Raw genomic sequence first — 23876 nt, 5'->3', positions numbered from 1 at the left:
CTCCTATAGCTGGCCAACAAAGATGCCGATTAAAATGCCCGCTTGCAGTAACAACACGCTGAATGTGCCGAGGACACCGACCGTACGAGGCCAGGACACACCTGCGTTAGAGGATAGACCCGCAGCGTGAGCAATACGGGCGATGGTCAACGCACCACCTAAGCTATAGATCCATGCACTGCCAACCCCACTAAACTCGATAAGAGCAAGCATCAACAACATCAACGGAACGTATTCTATAAAGTTACCGTGCGCGCGCACAGCGCGTTGTAATTCTTCAACTTTATTGGTCCCAATACCTACACGATGACGCCAACGGAGCTGAATAATGCGAACCGAAAGTACAACGTAGATCAATGCCAGAATGCCTGCAAATAAACTCGTTATGGTGAGGGTGGCCATGATGTTCTCCGATAAAGTGGTAACACATAAAATTAAAAAGGCTCACCAGTGGGGTGAGCCTCTATCAAAACCTTTCAGTGCAACTCTTTACTTAAGCAGTGCACCGAGTTCCTTACTTACAGCTTCGACTGGCTGAGTTCCATCAATACGATGATACTCGGTGTCCGTTTCTTTTGCGAGTGATTGATAATATTCAACCAAAGGCTCTGTTTGTTCATGGTAGACCGCTAAGCGTTTGCGTACGGTCTGCTCTTGGTCGTCTGGACGAATAACCAGCTCTTCACCGGTCTCATCGTCCTTGCCCTCTTCTTTAGGTGGGTTGTGTTTAATATGATAAACACGACCTGAACCTGGGTGTACACGACGTCCACTCATACGCTCAACAATCACGTCGTCAGGTACCGCAAACTCAAGTACGTAGTCAACTTCGATACCGTTTTCACGCATGGCGTCAGCTTGTGGAATCGTGCGCGGGAAGCCGTCGAGCAAGAAACCGTTTTGGCAGTCCGGTTCGGCGATACGTTCTTTGACTAGTTCGATGATGATTTCATCAGAAACCAGTTGTCCTGCATCCATCACTTGCTTTGCTTTCTTACCAAGCTCTGAGCCGGACTTGATTGCGGCTCGTAGCATATCACCCGTTGAAATCTGTGGGATACCAAAGGTATTCATCAAAAATTGAGCTTGAGTGCCCTTTCCCGCACCCGGAGCGCCGAGCAAAATAATGCGCATAAACAGCCTCGTTTATATTTGTATTCAAGTGTCTGAGGGGAACTTTACCCCGATGAGGGCGTTTTTACAAGAAAAGAGGCGCACAGCAAGCGTTTGTTGCTGTGCGCTATAGCGTGATTATGCGTTAAGCATTAACTTATTAAGACGAGTCACGAAAGACGCTGGATCCTTAAGGTTTCCGCGCTCTGCGAGCGTAGCTTGATCAAGCAGTACTTGAGCCCACTCGGCAAATTCCTCATCGTTCTTGCCTTGCATTTTTACGACTAAAGGATGATCCGGGTTAACCTCAAAAATGTATTTTGTTTCAGGTACTTTCTGACCCGCAGCTTCCATCAGCTTAGCCATCTGCGTGCTCATATCATTGTCATCGGTAATGATACACGCAGGCGAATTAGTCAAACGGTGCGTTACACGCACTTTTTTAACGCGCTCACCGAGTGCTTTCTCAAAGCGTTCTAACTGTTCTTTAAACGCTTCTTCTGACTTTTCTTGCTCGGCCTTGTCATTTTCATCATCTAAGTCGCCTAAGTCTAAATCGCCGCGCGTTACCGACTGCAACGACTTCTCTTTAAACTCAGTTAAATGGCTCATCAACCACTCGTCAATGCGTTCAGAGAGCAATAGTACTTCGATGCCTTTCTTACGGAAGATCTCAAGGGCAGGATTATTCTTCGCAGCCTCAAAACTGTCGGCGACGATATAGAAAATCTTGTCTTGGCCTTCTTTCATGCGTTCAACGTAATCATCTAAACTGACATTTTGAGTTTGCTCATCAGTATGTGTCGACGCAAAACGCAACAGCTCAGCGATGCGTTCCCGATTACCACTGTCTTCCGCAGGACCCTCTTTTAACACATTACCAAAAGTATCCCAGAAGCCTTGATATTGCTCGGCGTCGTCTTTTGCCAATTTCTTGAGCATCTGCAACACTTTCTTAGTACTACCATTACGCATTGAGCGAGTAATCTTGTTATCTTGCAAGATTTCACGGGATACGTTCAATGGGAGGTCATTAGTATCAATAAGACCTTTAACAAAGCGTAAGTAGGTCGGCATTAATTGCTCAGCGTCATCCATAATAAAGACACGCTTCACATAGAGTTTTACCCCCTGCTGTTGCTCACGATTCCAAAGGTCCCAAGGAGCTCGTTTTGGAATATAAAGAAGGCTGGTGTATTCGTGTGTACCCTCAACCTTGTTATGGCTCCATAACAGCGGATCGTCAAAGTCATGCGCTACAGTCTTATAAAACTCTTTATATTCTTCGTCGCTGATGTCGGCTTTATCGCGCGTCCATAAGGCTTGACCCGAGTTCACAGTTTCCCATTGAGCCTCTTGGGCAGGCGTAATAACTTCGCCGTCATCATTTTTTTGTTCTTCAACCGCTTCTTTCCACATTTGGACGGGGATACTCAAGTGTTCTGAGTATTTGTTAATCACCCCACGAATACGGAAGTCATCTAAAAACTCATCTGCATCTTCTTTCAAATGCAAAATAATATCTGTTCCGCGCTGCGACTTTTGGGTGTCTGCGACTTCAAATTCTCCTTCACCCTTAGAGTGCCACTCGACACCATGTTCAGGTGACTCATAGGCAGAACGCGTACGCACAGTGACTTCGTCGGCGACGATAAATGCTGAGTAAAAACCAACACCGAACTGACCGATTAACTTACTATCTTTCGCCTCATCACCCGATAACTGACCGAAGAACTCGGCCGTACCCGACTTAGCAATGGTGCCTAAGTTAGTCATCACTTCGTCACGCGTCATGCCAATACCGTTGTCGCTTATTGTTAGCGTACGGTTGTCTTTGTCGATCGCGATTCGCACACGAAGCTCGCCATCTTCACCATACAGCGAGTTATCGCTAAGTGCTTTGAAACGCAACTTATCGGCCGCGTCAGACGCATTCGATACCAGCTCACGTAAGAAGATTTCTTTATTTGAATATAGAGAATGGATCATCAGGTTAAGCAATTGCTTAACTTCTGTCTGAAATCCATGTTTTTCGGTTTGAGCGGCTTCCGCCATAATTGTGTTCTCCTACTTCAACCACCTTTTCATGTAAGAAATGGGGGCGATGTAGGCAATTTCAAGCGTCAACCAAATTTTTTACGTCCAGTGAATGCATGTCCAAGGGTAGCCTGATCAACATAGCCTAATTCGCCGCCAACGGGCACACCATGAGCTATTCGAGACGTGTTTACATTCAAGGATTCGGCAATATCGGCGATATAGTGAGCTGTTGCATCGCCTTCTACGGTAGGATTAGTCGCCAAAATAATCTCTTCAATCACAGCGCTCTTAAGCTGTGCTTCGAGCTCATCAAGACCAATGTCCTCTGGGCCTATACCGTCAAGGGGAGATAGGTGACCCATTAAAACAAAATAACGACCTTTAAATTGCGATGTTTGTTCAATAGCCAATACGTCAGCAGGTGTCTCTACTACACATAACGTACCTTGCTCACTGCGCGCGGGGTTCGCGCAAATACGACATAAAGGCTCTTCGGTCAGTGTGCGGCACTGTTGGCAGTGACCTACGCGCTCAACTGCGTTGTGCAAGGAATCAGCCAAACGTTGCGCCCCCTCTCGGTCACGTTCCAATAAATGGAACGCCATACGTTGCGCCGTTTTTTTACCCACACCTGGTAGACGCTTTAAATCGTCAACCAAGCGATCAATCGCGGGACTGATTCCTTCACTCATAGAATGAACCTAGAACGGCATCTTAAAACCAGGCGGTAGACCCATACCACCAGTGATTTCCGACATGCGTTCTTTGCTCGTCTCCTCTACGCGACGGACTGCATCATTAGTTGCCGCTGCAATCAGATCCTCAAGCATCTCTTTATCATCGTCCATCAGGCTTTCATCAATTTCAACGCGCTTGATGTTGTGGTTGCCTAACATGGTTACTTTAACAAGACCTGCACCGGACTCGCCGGTCACTTCCATTTCAGCGATCTCTTGCTGGGCTTGCTGCATGCGCTCTTGCATTTGCTGCGCCTGTTTCATCATATTTCCCATACCACCTTTAAACATGGTCAAATCCTCTATTGCTAAATTTTATCGTGCGCTGATAGACGTTTCGTCAGTCACCGCGTCAAATGAATTCAATAACTCATTAAATCCCGAGTCATTCTGCAACCATAACTTCGCCTGCTCCAACCGGTAATGATCAATCGCCTGCTGAATCAGCAACGGAGTGCTCATTTGTTGAGAGCCAACCAAAAAGCGATACTCCCCTTGTGCCGACAACACTTCGCATAAGGCCTCTCTGGCAAGGGCTACCGTTTTTTCACTTAATAAACTTTGCTGTTCTTCAGTCACCCAAATACACCACTGCTGATGACCTACTTTTTCCAACACCGAATTTAGCAAGAGTTGTCGAGTCAAGCCTTGTACCGCTGTCGCATCGACCAGCGCAGCCCAGCTGTCTACATCGGCTGCGCGTCGTGTCGACGAATCAAACCGCTGTTGTATGTGACTCAGACTAACTGGAGTCGTTTGCACAGGCTCAGCATGCTGTTTATCGGGCTGTCTACTTGGTAAATGAGGCTGTTCGGACGGCGTTTCAATATCTATTTCAGAATTTTTTTTTTCCGGCTCTTGATGACCAGACAAGTCCTGTCGCATGTTCAACAGTGATGCTAGTCCTTCATCAGGCGCAACCGAGTTATCTTCAGCAACACCCTCTGCTGGTCTCGACATTCTATGTTGAGCGGCTTGCGCTTCAATATCGCGCTGCTGAGCCTCCAGTGCGGACGTATCATCAGCTTCGCTCTGTATCGAAGTATCGCCACTGTGCTGACCTGCGTGAGCTGCTTCTTCAGCCTGCTCCGACTGCGTTATTGTGTCTAAATTCGATTCAGGCGGACGTGTTAAAGCCTCCTCGCCTGATTCGGGATTCTCGAACGTAAAAGATAGCAGTCGCAACAATGTCATTTCGACAGCGCTCTGCGGGTCCACCGCATAAGGCGCCTCTTTTTTGCCCTCTATTACGATCCGATAATATAACTGCAGTACTTCTGCGGGTAACTTTCGCAGTAATGCTTCAGTCGTGTTGGTTTTGTCCTCAGCGCCCATCATGGCAGGAATTTGCTGTATTAACGCGATCCGGTGTATAACACGCTGTAATTCGTTAAGAATCATTAACGGATCAGGTACCAAACTTTTTAATTCATCAAATTTTTCGAACACTGAACCGCTATCACCGCTCGCGAGCGCATCCAAAAGGGGATGTACATGCGCATCAGCGAGGTGTCCAAGCATACGCTGCACAGATTCAACTTGAACTTTACCCTGCCCTTGCGCTATCGCTTGATCAGTGAGGCTTAATGCGTCACGCATACTACCTTTGGCTGATTGCGCCAATAAGGTTAAGGCTTGGGCATCATGAGGTACGTTTTCATTTTCTAGAACATATTCAAGTTGCCCTACAATTTGCTCACGATCGAGCGCACGTAAATTAAATTGCAAACAGCGTGACACCACCGTCACTGGTAGTTTTTGCGGGTCCGTCGTAGCTAAAAGGAACTTAACGTGCTCAGGAGGCTCTTCTAAGGTTTTTAGGAGTGCATTAAAACTATGGCGAGAAAGCATATGTACTTCGTCTATTAAATAGACCTTATACCTTCCACGCGTTGGACGGTATTGTACGTTATCAAGCAACTCTCGCGTATCTTCAACTTTAGTACGCGAAGCTGCATCGACCTCGATAAGATCAACAAACCGACCTTGCTCTATCTCTTCACAACTTGGGCATTCTCCACACGGTCGAGCACTCACCCCACGTTCACAATTCAGGGCCTTCGCTAAAATACGCGCGATGGTGGTTTTACCCACACCACGTGTGCCGGTGAACAGATAGGCGTGATGCAGTCGTTGCTGTTCAAGTGCATGGAATAAGGGCTCGAGCACGTGCTGTTGACCCACTACTTGATCAAACTGCATCGGGCGCCATTTACGAGCAAGCACTTGATAAGCCATTAACCGCCTCTTAATTAATTAGAATCGACACAAGGTATAGCACGATATGCCAAGATCCTGCAATTTTTGTTCGCCTGGAAGATCATCTAATGTTATGACGAATGCAGCCTCTAACAATTCCGCTTGAGTCCGAGATAAAAGCTTTGCCGCGGCCGCGACTGTCCCGCCAGTAGCGAGTAAGTCATCCATCAAAAGAACTCGTTGGGGCTCTTTAAATGCACATTCTTGTATCTCGAGTGCATCCTCGCCATACTCCAACGCATAGGTCTCTTTGACCACAGGCCCAGGTAACTTTCCTGGCTTACGCAACAAAGTCAGCCCACAACCGAGCCGTTGCGCAAGTGCTGCACCAAAAATAAAGCCTCGCGCTTCTACCGCCGCAATTTGGTCAATACCTAGCTCTTGATAGCGTTGTGCAAAAGCCTCGATGGTCGATTTGAACGCATCTTTAGACTGCAACAACGGTGAAATGTCCCTAAAGGTAATTCCTGGCTTAGGGTAATCTGGGATTGCTCGAATACTATCCCGGATAGACTTGATCAAATCCATAGTTATCCTTAAGCAACCGAACGTTTTGTGTAATAGCTCACCACATCACACAAAAACTGTGCCTGTAACGGTTTACTCAAACAGCGCGTAGCACCATGTTTAAGCGCTAAAGGCTCTACCTCTGTCACGTCTTGCGTGGTAACAAACAAAATCGGCGTATGGTGGTATTGGCCAAGCTGACGTAAGTTTTTAAGTAACGTGAGGCCGTCCATTAATGGCATTTTATGATCAATGATCAAGAGGTCAAAACAGCCCTCTTTGGCTTGTTTTAATCCGTCTAAACCATCGTTCGCAAACACCAGGTTGATATCCAAGCTAGACAAACTGCTTCCAATATCAGCTCGTGTATTGGCGTTATCGTCGACCACGAGCGTAGAAATCGTCATAACATTAAGGTCCTTTTCAGGAACGCACGTAGTCTTTACGCACCGATCAATTGAAAAAAGCGCAAAACTAGTGGGAGACATCCTGCGAAAACGAAAAGTAAGACGGCAATCAACAAAAATTTACCGCTTGAAGGATCTTTATAATTGTTACTACCCATGAAAATTCCTCCGAATAAAGTCGGCGCTGATCATACTCTAAATCTAATCGTTATAAAAGTGGCTGACATAGGTGAATATAGGCAAAAAAAACCCCGCGAATGCGGGGTTTCTATCAACTTAAGCTTTATAAATCGACGCCTTTGCGTTTCGCTGTGGATTGGATATAACCTTTCCAACTGCGCGCACTACGACGCTGATTGCTAAACTTAGCCGCTTCGTTCACATAAGTCAGTGCCTGACGATAATCGCCACCATAGAAGAATGCTTCTGCTAGTGACATGTAGATACGACCTTTATCATCACCCTGTGCATAATCTAATGCATTTTTGAGCGGAGTCGTCGCAGCTACATACTGCTCGTTTTGCACTAGCAGGTTACCCTGCTTACGCAAATACTCGCCTTTGTTATCACCGTCATCTGCCAACTCAGCGGCTTTACCGTACCATTTTGCTGCTTGTGCAAGCTCTTTAGCGCGGTGAAAGCTATTCGCTGCGGTAGAGTAGTTCTTAGCTGTACCCTCAATATCGCCTGACTGGATGTGTTTTATCATCGTCGTCGCAGCTTTATAAGGGACGCCCTCGTTATCATAGAGTTGAACCAATAACTTAAATTGGTTTTCCTCTTTCAGATAACCCGCTAAATACGCAATTTCCATTGTCTGCAATGCTTTTGCAAGGTTTTCCTTGAGCATATACATTTGTGCAAGTTGCGGCCACCACGAGATCGTCTCAGGCAACACATTTAAGCCTTCCTCGACCGTCGAAATAGCTTTGTCGTACATCTTACGTTCAAAGTAAGAGGCCATCAGTAGCGTATAATAGTCTTTCTTCGGCTCATCCGCATACTTCAGTGCCGCTTCTGCATAAGGTACGATCTTAGCGAATTCCTTTTGTTGATAATAAGCATTAGCAACATAGAACAAGGACTGAGGATCCATCTCACCAGTGAATTCGAACCATTTCTGTAAGTAAGTCACTGACTGCTCGAATTTTTCCTCTTGCAGACTCAGTTGTCCCACTAACTTCAAAACAGCCGCTTGGTCACTCCATCCGAGTACATCTTCGTCAGCCGCGTTTTTCAACATTGGCAATGCTTCATCGGTACGCTCTGCTTGCGCATAGAGAGTACCTAAGAAACGACTTAGATAAGCTCGATCGTAACCCTCTGTATCTGGCAATTCTTCCTCAAGCATAGTGATAGCTGCTTGTAACTGCTCTTGCTCGTACAACTCGAACGCATCCATGATCGCCCGACCAACGCGCTGTGAGGCGACTTGGTTTTTACGAGCTTTCTTCTGCGCTTCAACGGTTTCTTTACTTGGCAAATCAAGACCGAGGTCTTGAGCGGCTACCGGAGCGGTAGCCACAACCAAGCCAAAAGCAAGGGCAGTAACAAATGTCTTCATTACAGTTTTCATTTCTTATTGCCCATCCATGTTGAAGTCGAGCTGAACAGTCATACCTTCTTGACGAACAGGCTTACCGTCTACGACCTTAGGCTTGTACTTCCAACGCAATAACGCGCGGCGTGCCTCTCGGTCGAACACTCGACGAGGTTCTGAGTCAATTACTTCAACGTCGGTAACACCACCTTGTTCGTCGATAGTGAATCTCAACTGTACCCAACCTTCGGTGCCATTACGCGCCGCAGAAGGTGGATAACGAGGTTCAATTCGAACGATTGGCGTAGCATCACCATCTTGGTTCAACAAGTTGCCGGGGCCTGACAAACCAGTGTCAGCGCCACCCACATCGACGTCGAAGCCCATACTCATGTTCATACCACCCGAATCTGAAGTATCTGGTTCAGACTGCGGTGTCTCAGGCGGAGCCTGAGGCGGCGGTGGTGGCGGCGGAGGTGTTCTCCGGCGCTCTTGAACGTCGGACTCTGGCGGCGACGTTACGATGTCAATGACCGGAGTGGGAGGCGGAGCTTCATTACTCTTAGCCCCCCCACCGATTAAGTAAGCCATAAAAGCAAACAGAGCAAACGTAACGGCCGCACCTAGTATTAAAGATACTAAAAAGCGCACCATATTAGTTAGTCTCCGCTGCTATGGATATCTTATCGATACCCGCTTCCTTAACCTGGTCCATGACTTCTACAACACGACCATGCTCAGCTTTCTTGTCTGCCTGAATAACCACTAAGTCAGTAGGTTGCTCAGCAAGCATACGCTCAAGGTTTGCTGCCACGCGTTCTACGTCAACTTGACGCTTATCCATCCAGACTTCACCTGTGTCGCGAATCGCGATAAAGATGTTAGCTGAAGGCTCCTTGTTGGCCTGGTTTGCTTCAGGTTTATTCACCTGAATACCAGCCTCTTTAACGAAAGAGGTTGTTACGATGAAGAAGATCAACATGATGAATACGATGTCCAGCATCGGCGTCATGTCAATCGCTGCATCTTCCTCTTCACGAATACGATTTCTTGCCATAGTAATACTCTCTTAGTGATGTGGCAGACTGTCGACCAAGTTCTGCTTAGCGCGACGAACACGACTCTCGAGTCGGGTCGCAAAGAACATACCGGATAACGCTGCAACCATACCCGCCATAGTAGGGATAGTTGCCATCGAGATACCCGACGCCATTAGACGAGGGTTACCGGTACCTTGCACTGCCATGATCTCGAATACGGTAATCATACCGGTTACTGTACCGAGCAGCCCCACTAAAGGACAAAGTGCAACACAAGTTTTAATCAACAGAATACGTGCATTCAATTTATCGTTCGCTTCGGAAATCCATGCTTCGCGGATTCTATGTGCGTACCATGAGGTGGTATCTTTACGAGCATCCCAACGTGCGATGATATCTTTTCGCAATTTAGGGAAAGCACTCGTTAAGTACCAATAACGCTCAATCATCAGTACCCACATTAGAAAGAGTACCCCCATGACGACGTACAATACGTCGCCACCGGTCGCAATAAAATCCCTGATAGATTCCCATAGTTCCATCAGGTAAAGCATGAACTTACTCCTTCTCCGAGTGAGCGGCTACGATGCCCGCAGCTTGCTCATCCAACAAGTGAATAATTGATTTACTACGTGATGCCACAATACTGTGAGCCAAAATCAATGGAATCGCTGCGATAAGACCCATAGCTGTTGTTACCAACGCCATAGAGATATCACCCGCCATGATTTTCGGGTCACCTGTACCGAACAATGTGATTGATTGGAACGTACCAATCATACCCACAACGGTACCCAAGAGACCAAGTAATGGTGCGATAGCTGCGAAGATTTTCACTACGTTGATGCCGCTTTCGATCTTCGGCGTTTCACGCATGATTGCTTCGTCAAGTTTTAACTCAAGGTTCTCAGCATCAGCATTTTTGTTCTCATGGTAAACCTTCAATACACGACCCAATGGGTTTTTGTCTGAAGGATTCTCGATGTTTTTAAGCTGCGAACGCATCTTGCCACCTACGACTGTAAGCGTCACAAGCTTGAACAAAGAGATAATCAAACCGATGATTAATACCACGGTGATTACATAACCTACTGTGCCACCTTGGTGATAGCGTTCCATCAACGTCGCTTTCTGAGTCAATAGACCCAAGATTTGGCCTTTTGATGGATCCAAGTAAACACCTGCATAGCCACTGTCAGTGCTAGTGAAGGTATCAGCTTGGCTTGTTACATAACCATCTGGCTGACGACCCAACGGCTGAATTTGTTCAGTCGTGTCGTTATACGTCAGGTATTGGTCATCAGAAATCAGGTTGAAAACACCCACACGAGTTACCGTGCGCTGCTCAGAACCACCCGCTAAGCTGAATACTTCCGCGTCAAACTGAACAACTTTACCTGATTGAACCATTTCGGTTAACAATGCAGTCCAAAGGTCTTCAAGTTCAGACAAAGTAGGAAGCTCTTTAGCTTCAGAAAGGCTCTGAAGAACATCTTCACGACCTGGGTATTGAGCGCTTACGATTGAAGTCGCGATACGACCGATAGTTTCAGTTGCCGCACCACGTACAACACCGAACATCTCACCCAACGTACCTTTAGCATTTTCGAGCTCTTGCTCTTTGTTCGCCAAAGTGATTTCGTTTTCTGAGAATTGGTTTTGTAAACGTTTACCGCGTGCCTGTTCGTCTTTCAGCTGCTGCTTAGCTTTGTTCAACAACGCCTGCTTATCGGCACGCGCTGACATGAACTCTTGCTCACGCTCTTCGCTGATTTGACGAGAAGAAATACGATTTTTTTCAACCAATTGAAGCAATTCGTCTAAGCTCTTTGCTTCTGGCTGATTGTCTTGTGCTTGCGCAGCGAGCGTCGTACCTGCAGAAAGGCTGACTGCTGCTGCAATCATTAACGAACTAACTAATTTTTTCATTCTGCACTCTCCGCTGCGAATACTGGAAGTTTCACCAGATCGTAAGCAGTTTGCTTACGTGACATACGAATCGCTGTGGTAAGAGGATTCAAGAACTCGTCTTCCAACTTAGTCCACTCATTGGTGTCTTTGTTGTATAACCACGCATTTTTCAAGTCTAGTGACTGTGCAGCGAATACAACGCGACCCATGTGGAAAAAGTCTACAGCAACTTCTTCGCCGTCGACGTTCAGGTTACCCTGATAAGCGTTAAGCATTTGACCGTAATCCATCTCCGCTTGGTACGCTTCAATGATTTGACGGAATTGCTCAGAGGTAGATACGTTCGCGTTACCCATGATATCGCGAAGACGTTCAACACGCTCTAGACGCTTCTCTTTGTGGATTGGAATGTCGAGTTTAACGAACTCTTCCAACGCGTCGATCATTTCATACATCAATGGAACCACGCCTTGCTTGGTTTCTTCGATGGTGTCGATCTGACGCTGAAGTGAATCGATGTTGGACTGCTGGTCAGCAACCAAACGAGCCACGTGGTCGTTGTAGACCTTGAGGTTCTCGTATTCAGCAACAACAGAGCGATACTCAATCAACAAATCTTGGCTTTGCTCATACAAAGAATCAATCTTCTTTTGAGATTGCTCTTGCGCATTCAAGATTTGCTGCTCTTCTTTCTGTAGCTTAGCTACATCAACTTGCTGTGCAGCAGCAACGCTGGTGCCAGCAACCGCCATTGCGCCCATTAAGGCTGCGGCGAGTTTGGTTCTCTTGATTACTTTGGTCATAGTTCCCAACCAATTTGAATTAACTTCCGCTCCAACGTTTTACAACGTGAAACACCAGTTTTATTGAGTGACGAAAAGATTAAATTCTATCCGCGTACGCGCCTTAAAAAGTGCGCACATTCACAGGAATAGTCCCACGATGACCATACGCTGTCAACCTGCTGAAACAGCGTTAACTGCGTTATGATAGCCGTGCGACATCAATCCATGTTACCAACGGAATTCATTTCCAACCGCTATTCGCGGTAACTTCCTGTCAATCAAGTGTCCAGTTCTAACTCAACTGCCGAGCAGTTTTGCATAGCTGAACCCTATTTCGCATAGTATCACTTTTTGATCGACGAACAACACTCCGTTACAAATTTCAACGTTATTTAAACAACTGATAACTTAACTATTATCGATTGTTAAAAGGCAAGCTGCTTTTAATTTAGGTAGAATACTCTAAATCCGCAAATTTACGGCAAGCCATGACCCCAACATATTTACAACAATTTAGTCGAGCATTGGCAGTGTTACGTGAGAAAGCGCAGGTTTTCGACCAACAAAAAGCCAATAAACGCTTTGCCGAGCAATGGTTTGCGGAGAATCTGTTTACTACGCGGTCCCAATTTGCGGTTGCTTACGTAAATGAAACTGAGCAGCTTATTAATAAATTAATAACAAGCGATGATAACGAGAGAAAGCAATATCTTGCCGAAAAAATCAGCGAGCAAGTTCTTTCTCTAAGCGCGTTACTGCAAAACAGTCGTCCGCCCGACGCTGATTTCGATCTGCGCGCCCAGCTCCAAGCGCAGCATGGGCAGCTTCATCAAACGCTAGCCAAGTATCGCCAATATGAAATAAGACTCAGAAATAAAGCGGAACTGTTTCAGCAGTCAGGAGATCTTGTTCAGGCGCAGGCTTATCAAAAGCGTCTCAACCGATGCCAACAGGCAATCAGTCAGGTTGAGCGGCAAATTCAAATAATGGACGAAGGCTGATGAAGGTTCCATTTATTTACCATCCAATCTATAGCGAGCTACAGCTACCAGAGCGGCACCGTTATCCAATACATAAATATAAGATGCTATATCAATGGGCATTAGCGCACGGCGCGCGGCCCGATCAGTTTATTCAACCGACACCAATGAACTGGTCCCAAGTAGCGTTAGCTCACAGTTCAAACTACATCAATAAGCTCATCACGAATCAGTTTGACAAAAAGGAATGGCGCAAAGTGGGCTTTCCATGGTCAACGCAACTACTGACCCGCACCCTGACATCGGCTGGAGGTACGTTCGAGACGGTGAAGACAGCACTCGATAAGCGCATTGCTATTCATTTCTCGGGTGGCTACCACCATGCACACCATGATTGGGGCAGCGGTTTCTGCTTGATCAATGACCTCGCGATGAGTGCGGTTTTAGCCACAAAAGCAAAACCCAATTTAAAAATTCTGATATTCGACACCGACGTTCACCAGGGTGACGGTACAGCGACGCTTTTAAGAGACCACGAGAATATCTTCACCTGCTCTATTCATGGTGAACGAAACTTCCCTTTTACTAAAGTGGACTCTGACCTCGATGTCGCCTTACCCAAGGGTACCACCGATGGCGCGTACCTCGATGCCGTGAAACATACATTGCACAAGGTAACCAAAGACTTTAAACCCGACTTGATTTTATATGACGCAGGGGTGGACATATATCGTCGCGACGATCTCGGACATCTTGATGTATCTATCGAGGGCATTTTTTCACGTGACTATTTTGTGCTGGACTACGCGAAGCAAAATAATATTAGTTTAGCTGCGGTAATCGGGGGTGGTTATCAACGCAACCTATCGCGCCTAATTCTTGCTCACGCTCAACTACTGCGTGCAAGTCATCAAGTATGGAGTGATTAGGATATAAAGAGACGGGTGGCGACCCTACCAGCCACACCTCGGCGCCCACATCCCCGACTACGGCTGCTCCCTTCCGGGCCTGACCGGGTTTGCCAGTTAGTGTCGCGAGGGGACCCGCAGGGTCACCATAACTCGTGAAAGCGCATTATCGCGCACTCAGCTAAGGTAAACAAGCCCCAGTGCGCTGACTGCCTAGTTTTTCTTCAGTTTGGCCGCTATTGCTTGCTTAGCAGTATCAGAGCTGAGCGCTTTGGCAAAGTAGCCAGCCTCTAGACTAATGCGTTCAGATACAGTATCCGACTCTGTTTTGATCAATTTCTTCGAGGTTCTTAAAGCACCGCGCGACTGTTTAACCAGATGTTCGACTACCTCATCAACACGGGTATTAAGTTTATCGGCCTCCACCACGTCATTTACCAACCCATACTGCTGTGCCTTGTTCGCAGAGAACGAATCACCTAGTAGCAATAATTCGGATGCACGTTGGTGCCCCATGATGCGCGGTAGCAATAAACTTGAGCCCGCCTCTGGAAGTAACCCTAACTGCACAAAAGGTAAGGCGAATACTGCATTATCAGCCGCATAGACAAGATCGCAATGCAACAGCAAGGTTGTACCAATGCCGATAGCTAAGCCATTGACCTTCGCGACCAACGTCACTTTCACTTTATTGAGTAAATGAAGAAACTTAAAAGGAGGAGCCGTTTCATCCAGTGACTCGATGGATAGGAAGTCGTTAAGATCATTACCCGCAGAAAAACTATCACCGCTCCCTTCGAAAACGACCACTTTAATCGTCTCGTCCTCGTCAGCGGCTTTCAGCGCGGCAGTTGCTTCCGAATACATTTGTTGCGTAAAAGCATTCTTCTTAGCACGCCGATTAAGTCGGATAGTGACTACACTGGCGTTCTTATCAATAATAATGTGCTGTTGTTCTGTCATAAAAAAATCTCGTGAAACTGGTTGTACCACTCTCACGAGATTATCAGCTTTTCACCACAATATCAGTGCTATTTGTACTTTAAAGACGAATTATTTATCTCGCTTTGCCCAAGCCGCGGCCGTCTTCTCGTGCATCGGCACAATCATATCTAAAGCGGTTAAGTCGGTGGGTTCCAATTCATAGATCGGAGGGTTAACCGGTGTGACGCGCTGACCCCAACGGATCAAGCCGGCGCCGCAGGTTAGTCCGCCGCCAAACACTGCCGAGACAATGGTATCTCCTGGCTTAACAGTGCCGTTTTCTACCGCTTCACAAAAAGCGATCGGTAAGGTTGCAGAAGATGTATTACCGTAATTCTGAATATTTATCACGGTTTTCTCAGAAGGCACCTTACATAACTTCGCGAGATAATCGATTAAACGTTTATTCGCTTGATGCGGAATAAGCGCATCAACATCTTCGGTACTTAAGCCAGTTTGCTGAAATACTTTCTCAACCGCTGCGTTCATGCCTTTGACCGCACGCTTAAAAATTTCTTGTCCAACAAAATCAAACTGCATAATGCCATCAAAGCCAAAGCGGTCGAAGCTCAAACCAAAATCAAGACTCAACACGTCACGCGCATCAGCATCACAGCTAATATGACTGGCAAGTAGACCTACCTCTTCATCACTCGCTTCCAAAACCATTGCTCCTGCGCCATCGCCAAATAGCACTGCACTCTCACGTTTGGTCCAGTCGAGAATACGCGTCAGGCGCTCGGCACCAATCAACAACACTTTTTTATGAGCGCCTGTTTGAATAGCTTGGGTTGCAACATGCATGGCGTAAAGAAAGCTACTACACGCCGCATTGAGGTCAAACGCTGCTGCATTCGGTGCGCCAATGTTTTGTTGCACTGCTGAAGCGACATTAGGAATGATCTCATCGGCAGTACAGGTACCGACAATAATCAGGTCGATATCATCTGGGTTCAATCCAGCGGCCGCGAGCGCATTCTGTGCGGCAACCGTCGCAAGTTTAGACGTCCCTACATGACTGACTCGTCGCTCTGAAATTCCGGTTCGCGATACAATCCATTCATCCGAGGTATCTAGAAATGTTGCCAAATCATCATTGGTCATGACTGCTGGCGGTAAGCACTTTCCCCATCCTGTAATTTCTGCGTATTTTTTCACGACAAAACCTTTAACTTCATTGACAACGCGTTGCCTTATCACCGTATCGCTTTGCTAGATATCAGTAAAGCATTTTTGCAAGGCACAATTTTACCGTATGATAGCATGAAACTGTGTTACGTGAATGACTAAAACGAGGAAGCCATGCGTCAACTAGTAAAGCTCACAGCCCTCTCCGCCCTGGCACTGCTGTCAATTAGCAGTTGCTCGACAATTGATTCTGATCTGATCGTCGAACCGCCGACGGTAACATCACAACTTTCAGGCAGTGTTTCTCGCTTGATGGTGCAAGATAAACGACCTCACAGCTACCTCTATCGCCACATCGATACAGAGACCCAAAAAGCTAATCAGTTTTCCGCACCATCACAGCCGCTGACAGCGATCGTCAAACAAGCGTTTCAACAGTCAGGGATTGTCAGCGGTCAGGGCGACCTCAATTGGTATGTGTCTATCAACAAGGCGGTGGTCGAGCACACCGAGACAGCATTAAAATATCAACTCGACTATCAATTAAACATTCGCGTCGAAGCACAAAGAATGAACCGGTCGTATGCACGGACATTCACGGGAACCAGTAAGTCGGAGGGAGTTTCTAACCCCGATGAAGCAACTATCGAGCGTGAGTTTAAGCGTCTGCTACAGCAGGTACTCAACGATATTGCTAACGATCCCCAGCTACGTCTGACGGAAACGCGAGGTTAAAATGAAAACAATTATCGCACTATTAACATGTTTTATTGTCTTAGCAAGCCCATATTCGCAAGCACAAGTGCAGCCCGACAATCCCTTTCCAACCGTCGTTTTTGTCACCTCTGAAGGCAATTTGACTGTCGAGCTTAACCGCGAAGCAGCGCCTATCACCGTCGCTAACTTTCTCCGCTACGTTGCTAAGGCGCAATACAACAACACTATCTTCCATCGTCTAGTACCTGGCTTTGTTATTCAGGGCGGCGGCTACGATGCTGAATTCTCCGATAAGCCGAGCTATGAAACGATCGTAAACGAATCGGGCAACGGCCTGTTAAACACCTACGGCACCATCGCTATGGCTCGGGAACGTGAGCCTCACACAGCGACTCGTCAGTTCTTTTTTAATTTAAACGACAATACCTCACTCAACCCCGACGACGGTGACTGGGGCTACGCCGTATTTGGACGTATCACTAAAGGTTTAGACGTGCTCGAAAAATTAGCAGCGCTTGAATCCTTGCCATTTGACGAAAAAACCGGTTGGCGTGATGTTCCTGCCAACCCGCCCGTGCTTAAACGAATTGAAATCGTGCCGCAATGACAGCGCAGCACACGTTAAAGACCGATCTTAACGTTTACCGTCAACCACGTGTGATAGCGCTCTTTTTCTTAGCGCTTTCCAGCGGTTTTCCTTGGGTGATGATTGGCTCAGCATTGTCGGCATGGTTGCAAGAAGAAGGCTTGAGCCGATCAGTTATCGGTTATTTCGGTGCCGTATTCGCGGTCTACTCAATCAACTTTCTTTGGTCTCCTCTTGTCGATAGCGTTAAACTTCCAGTATTGAATCGCTGGTTGGGACAACGTCGTAGTTGGATCTTACTCTGTCAACTTCTTATAGCCGCGCTCTGTATCTTTATATCGACTTTAACCATCGCTGATAATTTACATCTAGTCGGTATCGCCGCCCTGCTCATTGCCATTAGCTCTGCGACCCAGGATATTGCCATTGACGCTTATCGCATTGAGACATTCTCTGAATCGGAAGGACGCATGCAAAGTGCTGGGGCCGCCATGGCCACATCAGGTTGGTGGAGCGGCTACGCCGGTCTCGGAGCAATTCCGTTTCTGTTAGTCGACGGTACCCATTGGCAATGGCAGGATGCCTATATCGTGCTCGCCGCGCTTATGCTTTCGTTGGCTTTGGTCACTCTATTTATAAAGCCTGCACGTTACACACAGGTCAAAGCAAATACCATAGCGACCCTATCCTTATTAAAACGGATCAGTACTGTCGTCATTGAACCCATTAGTTCTTTCTTCTCACGCAACGGTGCGAAACTGGCAATACAAATTTTGCTGTTTGTGTTTCTTTTTAAAATAGGCGAAGCCTTTTTAGGTCGAATGTCGATTGTATTTTATAAAGAGATCGGCTTTTCAAATGAGCAAATCGGCACTTACTCTAAACTCGTGACTTGGTGGATAACTATCTTCTTTTCACTAGTAGGAGGCGTGGTAACTCTGCGTATTGGTCAATTCAAAGGTCTTCTGATTGCCGGCATCGCTATGGCGGGCTCAAACCTTATGTTCGCTTGGATTGCTAACGTTGGACCCAGTGAGAACCTGTTTCTTGCGGCAGTGCTAGTCGATGGCTTTACGAGTGCTTGGTCAACTGTAGCTTTTGTAGGTTTTATCAGCTTTTTATGTGACCGGACCTTTACCGCGACTCAGTATGCGTTACTCGCGTCACTGAGCACCTTTGGCCGAACCACTTTATCGGCCTACAGCGGTGTGCTGGTTGATAAGCTCGATGGCAATTGGAGTCTGTTCTTTGTGCTTACCAGTTTAGCAATCCTGCCAAGCTTACTATTACTCGGCTATCTAAAACGAAGCTATCAGGCACACTGGGGTTCAAATGAGTGAACATCCTAAACAGTTATTACTCGTCGGCGCGGGTGCAATAGGTCAGCTTATTGCCCATCAATGGCAGTGTGCCAAGCTGCCTATCGTTACATTGCCTCGCTCACCTGGTCGACACGCAGATTTTTTTGATTATCACTTTAGAGATTATCAGTCAGCACGTACTGAGCTTTGCCGAATTCCTATCATCAACGATAGCGACTTCAGCTCAATACAAGCGGTTTTTATAGCCGTTAAGGCCTATGATCTTGAGAGTGTATTTCGACGTCTAGATACACTGGGTGTACCTCACGATCGACCTATTATCTGCGCGCATAACGGCCTTGTAGACTTAACCACATCACGCCCCTGTTATACATGGATAACCACTCATGGCGTGACGCGCAGTAACCGAGTGACCGAGCACAAAGGATTGGGTTCAGACTGGATCGATGCGCGCATACAGCATCATCAACAACTAACCGAACAGTTGCATACCGCCTTTCCAAAACTGCACTTTGATGCAGACATCAAAGCACGACAATGGCAAAAATTTTGCCTTAATTGTGTAATTAATCCATTAACAGCGGTGAACCAGTGTCTCAATGGTGAACTGCTCAAAGAACAATACCATGAACAGCGACGTATGCTGGTTTCTGAGTTGGTCAGTCTGAGTCAAGCGCTTGGCTATCGTTTAAATACTGCGGATTTGCTCGTATTAGTCGAACAGGTATGCGAGGCGACCGCCGAAAACCAGTCTTCAATGCTGTCGGATATAAAAGCTAACCGAAAAACAGAAATTAAGGCCCTGACTGGCTACGCGCTAAAAAAGGCCGCTGAGTTAGGCGTTAATCTACCTACTCATGCGGCTCTATATCATCAATTCAATCAGCTTTATCTTCGATGAAGTCAACAACTTCAAGCCCGAATCCCGACAATGCCGAATAACGCTTCGGTGAACTGAGCAGATGCATTTGGTGAATGCCTAAATCAGCAAGGATTTGCGAACCAACCCCCACATTTCGTGAAGCATTAGATGCCGACGCAGTCGGTTTGTGCTGTCCTTGATCCTGTGCCTCAAATTCTTTCACTTGTGCAATGATATCCTCAGGCGTTTGCTGACGACCAATAAGCACTAGAACACCATCGTTTTCGGCAATATATTGCATCGCCTTGGCAATCGGCCAGCTACGCTTCGCCGCGCGTTCAGTTGATAAAGTATCGTGCAAACTGTCTTGCAAATGCACGCGCACGTTAGTTACCTTTTCGGCATTAATTTCGCCATGCACTAACGCATGATGAACTTGTTGATCGATTGAGTCTTGATACGTGATCATATTGAATTTGCCAAAACTGGTCGGCAACTGACACTGGGCTACACGGCGAATGGTTTTCTCGCGCACTGAGCGATACTCGATCAAGTCAGCAATAGTACCCACTTTAATATCGTGTGCTTCGGCAAACTTTTCTAGGTCCGCCCGGCGCGCCATGGTGCCGTCTTCATTAAGCACTTCGACAATCACTGCAGCAGGTTCATAGCCGGCTAGGCGCGCGAGATCACAACCGGCTTCCGTGTGCCCCGCACGGTTGAGTACACCGCCCTGCTTAGCTTTCAGTGGAAATATATGACCCGGCATTACCAAGTCTTCCGGCTGAGCATTACGTGCTACGGCTGCTTTCACTGTTTGTGCGCGGTCAGCTGCCGAAATACCTGTAGTCACACCCTCGGCGGCCTCAATGGATACCGTAAACGCAGTCGAGTATGGCGCATTGTTGCGATCAACCATCAGCGGCAGGTTAAGTTGCTTACAACGTTCCTCGCTGAGGGTCAGGCAGATCAGTCCCCGACCATAGCGAGCCATGAAATTTATCGCTTCAGGGGTCACGCAGTCTGCTGCAAGAATAAGATCGCCCTCATTCTCGCGGTCCTCGTCATCCATTAGAATGACCATCTTACCTTGCTTGATATCTTCAATAATCTCTTCTGTCGAATGCAATGACATAATAGTTCCTACTTCATTGGCTGAGCGATCACGCGAATATCCTCGCCGACCATTCTGCGCTCAAGCACGTTAAATGAGAGCGCATCATCGAGTTGAGTCAGTTCCTGCAACGCAATCATACTGCGTGCGTCACTGCCTAATACTTTGTTGGCTTGATAATAGACCAGTTCATTCACCACCTGAGCGTTAAAAAGAGCACCCGCTAACTGAGCTCCACACTCGGTCCATACCAAATTAATCTCACGCAATGCGAGTTCTTTCAGTGCGTCATGTAAGTCTACGCGACCCTGGCTATCTGCTTTAGCAATAATCTCGTGGCAATGGCGATGTCGAGAAGCAGGAGCTTCCGTAGTGCGGACGACAAATACAGGCGTTTCAACCTCAAATAGTCGCAAATCATCATGAATGCGGTTTTTCCCGTCAATAATCACACGCACGGGCTGCTTGAAAAATAATGGTTTTTCGATCCCGTTAGGCCACTGTTCAGGGCGTACATTCAGTCTCGGGTTATCCACCAGCACCGTATCCGCGCCAGTTAATATTGCGTCGGCTTGTGCACGCCATACCTGAACGTCAGCACGCGCTGCAGCACCGGTAATCCATTGACTCACTCCATTACTCAACGCCGTACGCCCATCAAGCGAGCTCGCGAGCTTGACGCGCACATAGGGTAATTGAGTCTGCATACGATGAATAAAACCAGGATTAAGCGCTCGCGCTGCAGTTTCAAATAAACCAACACGAACTTCGATATCAGCATCGTGTAATTTATGAATGCCACGACCTGATACAACGGGATTGGGATCTTGCATCGCGATAACGACACGAGCCACTTCCGCATTAATCAATGCATCAACACAGGGCGGTGTGCGACCTTGGTGACTGCATGGCTCAAGCGTAACATAGGCGGTTGCATGTTTGGCTTGTGTGCCAGCCTGGCGTAACGCAAAGACCTCGGCGTGGGGTTCGCCCGCCTTCTGATGCCAACCTTCACCAACGATACTGGCGTCTTTTACGATGACACAACCGACGGCAGGATTAGGTCCAGTCGTAAAGCGCCCTTTTCTTGCCAATTCCAAGGCGCGATGCATATAAAGATGGTCGTGCTTATCTTGTGCCAAACTAATCATTGAGCCGCGCGATCTCCTCGCCGAACTCTTTGATATCCTCAAAAGAGCGATAGACCGAAGCAAAACGAACGTAGGCGACTTTATCGATTTGCTTAAGGTTATCCATCACCAGGTTGCCAATAAAGTTAGAGGTAATCTCTCGCTCGCCGGTTGCACGGATACTGGATTTGATTTTATTGACCGCTTGTTCCATTTTTTCGAGACTGACCGGACGTTTTTCAAGCGCACGTAATAGCCCACTGCGAAGCTTATCTTCATTAAAAGGTTCACGCCCACCGTCTGTTTTAATTACACGGGGCATTACCAGTTCAGCAGTCTCAAATGTTGTAAAGCGCTCGCGACAATGGCTACATTCTCGGCGCCTGCGCACCGATGCACCGTCCCCTACTAACCGCGAATCGATGACCTTGGTATCTTGTGTTCCGCAGAATGGACAGTGCATAGCGCGCTCCTTTTCAAACGTTATTTATAAACTGGAAACTCGGCACATAACGTTTTGACATCGTTACGAACGCGATCAATCGTCTCTTCGTTATTAATGTCATCTAATACATCGCAAATCCAATTAGCTACTTGCTCAGCTTCTGCTTCCTTGAAGCCGCGACGCGTAATTGCAGGTGTACCTAGACGAAGACCGGAAGTAACGAACGGCGAACGCGGGTCATTCGGTACCGCATTTTTGTTGACCGTAATGTATGCACGACCTAATGCAGCATCGGCATCTTTACCCGTGATGTCTTTGTCGATTAAATCAACGAGGAACAAATGGTTCTGCGTGCCATTCGATACGATTTTATAACCACGTGCTTGCAGAGCTTTAACCATCGCATTAGCGTTCTTTAGCACTTGTTCTTGATACGCTTTAAATTCAGGCTCAAGGGCTTCTTTAAACGCCACCGCTTTCGCTGCGATAACGTGCATCAACGGACCACCTTGATTACCTGGGAATACCGCACTATTTAATTTCTTGTGCAGTTTCTCATCATCTTTGCCAGACAAGATCAGACCACTACGCGGACCTGCGAGGGTTTTATGTGTTGTCGTTGTTACTACGTCTGCGTAAGGAATTGGACTTGGGTATACACCTGCAGCAACCAGACCCGCTACGTGCGCCATATCTACCAACAAATAAGCACCCACTTCGTCAGCAATTTGTCTGAAACGCTGCCAATCAACAATACCCGAGTATGCAGAGAAACCAGCAACGATAACCTTCGGCTGATGCTCTTTAGCTAACTCTTCAACTTGGTTGTAATCGATTTCACCGGTTTCTTCTGAAATACCATATTGTACGGCATTGTAAAGCTTGCCCGAGAAGTTAACACCCGCACCGTGAGTCAGATGGCCACCGTGTGCCAAACTCATTCCCAAGAAGGTATCACCGGCTTCCATAAGTGCCATGAATGCAGCGGTGTTGGCTTGTGAGCCTGAATGCGGTTGTACGTTCGCGTATTTAGCACCAAACAATTCTTTAGCACGTGCAATCGCGAGGTCTTCAACTACGTCCACATATTCACAGCCGCCATAGTAACGCTTATGAGGATAACCCTCGGCGTATTTATTAGTTAACTGTGAGCCTTGTGCCTCTAGCACACGTGGGCTGGTATAGTTTTCTGAAGCAATCAGCTCAATGTGTTGTTCTTGACGCTCAACTTCCTGATTCATTGCTTGCCATAACTCCGCGTCAAACGCGGCAATTGTCTGATCTTTTTTCTGCATCTCGGACATCCATCAATTTCATTAGCCAAATTATGACGTGCAGTTTACCGCAAAATACCCCAAACT

Annotated in this window: 26 protein-coding genes and 1 other RNA gene; 6 read left to right on the top strand and 21 right to left on the bottom strand. The window is 47.1% G+C overall.

Going from position 1 to position 23876, the window contains the following annotated elements; translation table 11 throughout:
• Window positions 1–3 precede the first annotated feature (3 nt).
• From OS145_RS10900 to OS145_RS10835, 14 genes are all read right to left on the bottom strand, one after another.
• Window positions 4–402: an MAPEG family protein gene (locus OS145_RS10900; RefSeq protein WP_006956505.1), complete on the bottom strand. Its 399-nt coding sequence runs from the start codon at window positions 400–402 to the stop codon at window positions 4–6.
• Window positions 403–489: 87 nt separating this feature from the next.
• Complete coding sequence (adk, locus tag OS145_RS10895; protein WP_006956504.1) at window positions 490–1134, bottom strand: adenylate kinase; 645 nt, start codon at window positions 1132–1134, stop codon at window positions 490–492.
• Window positions 1135–1251: 117 nt separating this feature from the next.
• Window positions 1252–3168, bottom strand: a complete 1917-nt coding sequence (htpG, locus tag OS145_RS10890) for a molecular chaperone HtpG (RefSeq protein WP_006956503.1) — start codon at window positions 3166–3168, stop codon at window positions 1252–1254.
• Between the two features lie 68 nt (window positions 3169–3236).
• Window positions 3237–3845 (bottom strand): recombination mediator RecR, encoded by a 609-nt coding sequence (gene recR / locus OS145_RS10885; RefSeq protein WP_006956502.1) that lies wholly within the window; start codon window positions 3843–3845, stop codon window positions 3237–3239.
• 9 nt (window positions 3846–3854) lie between these two features.
• Window positions 3855–4181 carry a YbaB/EbfC family nucleoid-associated protein gene (locus tag OS145_RS10880; protein ID WP_006956501.1) on the bottom strand — a complete coding sequence of 109 codons (327 nt, stop codon included), beginning with the start codon at window positions 4179–4181 and terminating at the stop codon, window positions 3855–3857.
• Window positions 4182–4205: 24 nt separating this feature from the next.
• Complete coding sequence (gene dnaX / locus OS145_RS10875; protein ID WP_006956500.1) at window positions 4206–6128, bottom strand: DNA polymerase III subunit gamma/tau; 1923 nt, start codon at window positions 6126–6128, stop codon at window positions 4206–4208.
• Between the two features lie 18 nt (window positions 6129–6146).
• Window positions 6147–6677 (bottom strand): adenine phosphoribosyltransferase, encoded by a 531-nt coding sequence (locus OS145_RS10870; RefSeq protein WP_006956499.1) that lies wholly within the window; start codon window positions 6675–6677, stop codon window positions 6147–6149.
• An 8-nt stretch (window positions 6678–6685) separates the two neighbouring features.
• Complete coding sequence (locus tag OS145_RS10865) at window positions 6686–7063, bottom strand: response regulator (protein ID WP_006956498.1); 378 nt, start codon at window positions 7061–7063, stop codon at window positions 6686–6688.
• Between the two features lie 283 nt (window positions 7064–7346).
• Window positions 7347–8627 (bottom strand): tetratricopeptide repeat protein, encoded by a 1281-nt coding sequence (locus OS145_RS10860; protein ID WP_006956496.1) that lies wholly within the window; start codon window positions 8625–8627, stop codon window positions 7347–7349.
• A gap of 15 nt (window positions 8628–8642) precedes the next feature.
• Window positions 8643–9257, bottom strand: coding sequence for an energy transducer TonB (locus OS145_RS10855; RefSeq protein ID WP_006956495.1), 615 nt, complete (start codon window positions 9255–9257; stop codon window positions 8643–8645).
• A gap of 1 nt (window position 9258) precedes the next feature.
• Window positions 9259–9660 carry an ExbD/TolR family protein gene (locus OS145_RS10850; RefSeq protein WP_006956494.1) on the bottom strand — a complete coding sequence of 134 codons (402 nt, stop codon included), beginning with the start codon at window positions 9658–9660 and terminating at the stop codon, window positions 9259–9261.
• A gap of 12 nt (window positions 9661–9672) precedes the next feature.
• Window positions 9673–10197, bottom strand: coding sequence for a MotA/TolQ/ExbB proton channel family protein (locus tag OS145_RS10845; RefSeq protein ID WP_006956493.1), 525 nt, complete (start codon window positions 10195–10197; stop codon window positions 9673–9675).
• 4 nt (window positions 10198–10201) lie between these two features.
• Entirely contained in the window at window positions 10202–11572 is a 1371-nt protein-coding gene (locus OS145_RS10840) for a MotA/TolQ/ExbB proton channel family protein (RefSeq protein ID WP_006956492.1), read from the bottom strand.
• Entirely contained in the window at window positions 11569–12357 is a 789-nt protein-coding gene (locus tag OS145_RS10835) for a DUF3450 domain-containing protein (RefSeq protein ID WP_006956491.1), read from the bottom strand. The genes OS145_RS10840 and OS145_RS10835 overlap by 4 nt, the downstream gene beginning before the upstream one ends.
• A gap of 470 nt (window positions 12358–12827) precedes the next feature.
• Here OS145_RS10835 and priC point away from each other — a divergent pair, with 470 nt between their 5' ends.
• Both priC and OS145_RS10825 read left to right on the top strand, forming a co-directional pair.
• Entirely contained in the window at window positions 12828–13340 is a 513-nt protein-coding gene (priC, locus tag OS145_RS10830; protein WP_006956490.1) for a primosomal replication protein PriC, read from the top strand.
• Complete coding sequence (locus OS145_RS10825) at window positions 13340–14248, top strand: histone deacetylase family protein (protein ID WP_006956489.1); 909 nt, start codon at window positions 13340–13342, stop codon at window positions 14246–14248. Before priC ends, OS145_RS10825 begins: the two co-directional genes overlap by 1 nt.
• Window positions 14249–14270: 22 nt before the next feature.
• Here OS145_RS10825 and ffs read toward each other — a convergent pair.
• From ffs to OS145_RS10815, 3 genes are all read right to left on the bottom strand, one after another.
• Window positions 14271–14367, bottom strand: an RNA gene (gene ffs / locus OS145_RS13245) — signal recognition particle sRNA small type.
• Between the two features lie 73 nt (window positions 14368–14440).
• Window positions 14441–15190 (bottom strand): enoyl-CoA hydratase-related protein, encoded by a 750-nt coding sequence (locus OS145_RS10820; protein ID WP_006956488.1) that lies wholly within the window; start codon window positions 15188–15190, stop codon window positions 14441–14443.
• Window positions 15191–15280: 90 nt separating this feature from the next.
• On the bottom strand, window positions 15281–16369 hold the full coding sequence (locus OS145_RS10815) for a ketoacyl-ACP synthase III (protein ID WP_040488151.1): 1089 nt from the start codon (window positions 16367–16369) through the stop codon (window positions 15281–15283).
• Window positions 16370–16513: 144 nt separating this feature from the next.
• On the opposite strand from OS145_RS10815, the gene OS145_RS10810 reads away from it, so the two are divergent.
• The 4 genes from OS145_RS10810 to OS145_RS13050 are packed head-to-tail and all read left to right on the top strand — an operon-like array spanning window position 16514 to window position 19865.
• Window positions 16514–17074 (top strand): YajG family lipoprotein, encoded by a 561-nt coding sequence (locus tag OS145_RS10810; protein ID WP_006956486.1) that lies wholly within the window; start codon window positions 16514–16516, stop codon window positions 17072–17074.
• A 1-nt stretch (window position 17075) separates the two neighbouring features.
• Entirely contained in the window at window positions 17076–17663 is a 588-nt protein-coding gene (locus tag OS145_RS10805) for a peptidylprolyl isomerase (RefSeq protein ID WP_006956485.1), read from the top strand.
• Window positions 17660–18982 (top strand): AmpG family muropeptide MFS transporter, encoded by a 1323-nt coding sequence (locus tag OS145_RS10800; protein ID WP_006956484.1) that lies wholly within the window; start codon window positions 17660–17662, stop codon window positions 18980–18982. The genes OS145_RS10805 and OS145_RS10800 overlap by 4 nt, the downstream gene beginning before the upstream one ends.
• Window positions 18975–19865: a ketopantoate reductase family protein gene (locus tag OS145_RS13050; protein WP_006956483.1), complete on the top strand. Its 891-nt coding sequence runs from the start codon at window positions 18975–18977 to the stop codon at window positions 19863–19865. The genes OS145_RS10800 and OS145_RS13050 overlap by 8 nt, the downstream gene beginning before the upstream one ends.
• Here OS145_RS13050 and ribBA read toward each other — a convergent pair.
• Genes ribBA through glyA form a run of 4 tightly spaced genes read right to left on the bottom strand, consistent with a single transcriptional unit; the run spans window position 19843 to window position 23810 of the window.
• Complete coding sequence (gene ribBA / locus OS145_RS10790; protein WP_006956482.1) at window positions 19843–20961, bottom strand: bifunctional 3,4-dihydroxy-2-butanone-4-phosphate synthase/GTP cyclohydrolase II; 1119 nt, start codon at window positions 20959–20961, stop codon at window positions 19843–19845. The genes OS145_RS13050 and ribBA overlap by 23 nt on opposite strands.
• Before the next feature lie 8 nt (window positions 20962–20969).
• A complete protein-coding gene (gene ribD / locus OS145_RS10785; RefSeq protein ID WP_006956481.1) occupies window positions 20970–22091 on the bottom strand; it encodes a bifunctional diaminohydroxyphosphoribosylaminopyrimidine deaminase/5-amino-6-(5-phosphoribosylamino)uracil reductase RibD in 1122 nt (373 codons plus the stop codon).
• Window positions 22084–22533, bottom strand: a complete 450-nt coding sequence (gene nrdR, locus OS145_RS10780; protein ID WP_006956480.1) for a transcriptional regulator NrdR — start codon at window positions 22531–22533, stop codon at window positions 22084–22086. Before nrdR ends, ribD begins: the two co-directional genes overlap by 8 nt.
• A gap of 20 nt (window positions 22534–22553) precedes the next feature.
• A complete protein-coding gene (glyA, locus tag OS145_RS10775) occupies window positions 22554–23810 on the bottom strand; it encodes a serine hydroxymethyltransferase (RefSeq protein WP_006956479.1) in 1257 nt (418 codons plus the stop codon).
• Window positions 23811–23876: the final 66 nt, after the last annotated feature.

Source organism: Idiomarina baltica OS145 (assembly GCF_000152885.1).
Taxonomy (GTDB): domain Bacteria; phylum Pseudomonadota; class Gammaproteobacteria; order Enterobacterales; family Alteromonadaceae; genus Idiomarina; species Idiomarina baltica.
Note: the sequence above shows the minus strand (reverse complement) of the source record. Positions and strands in the feature narration are given on the sequence as shown.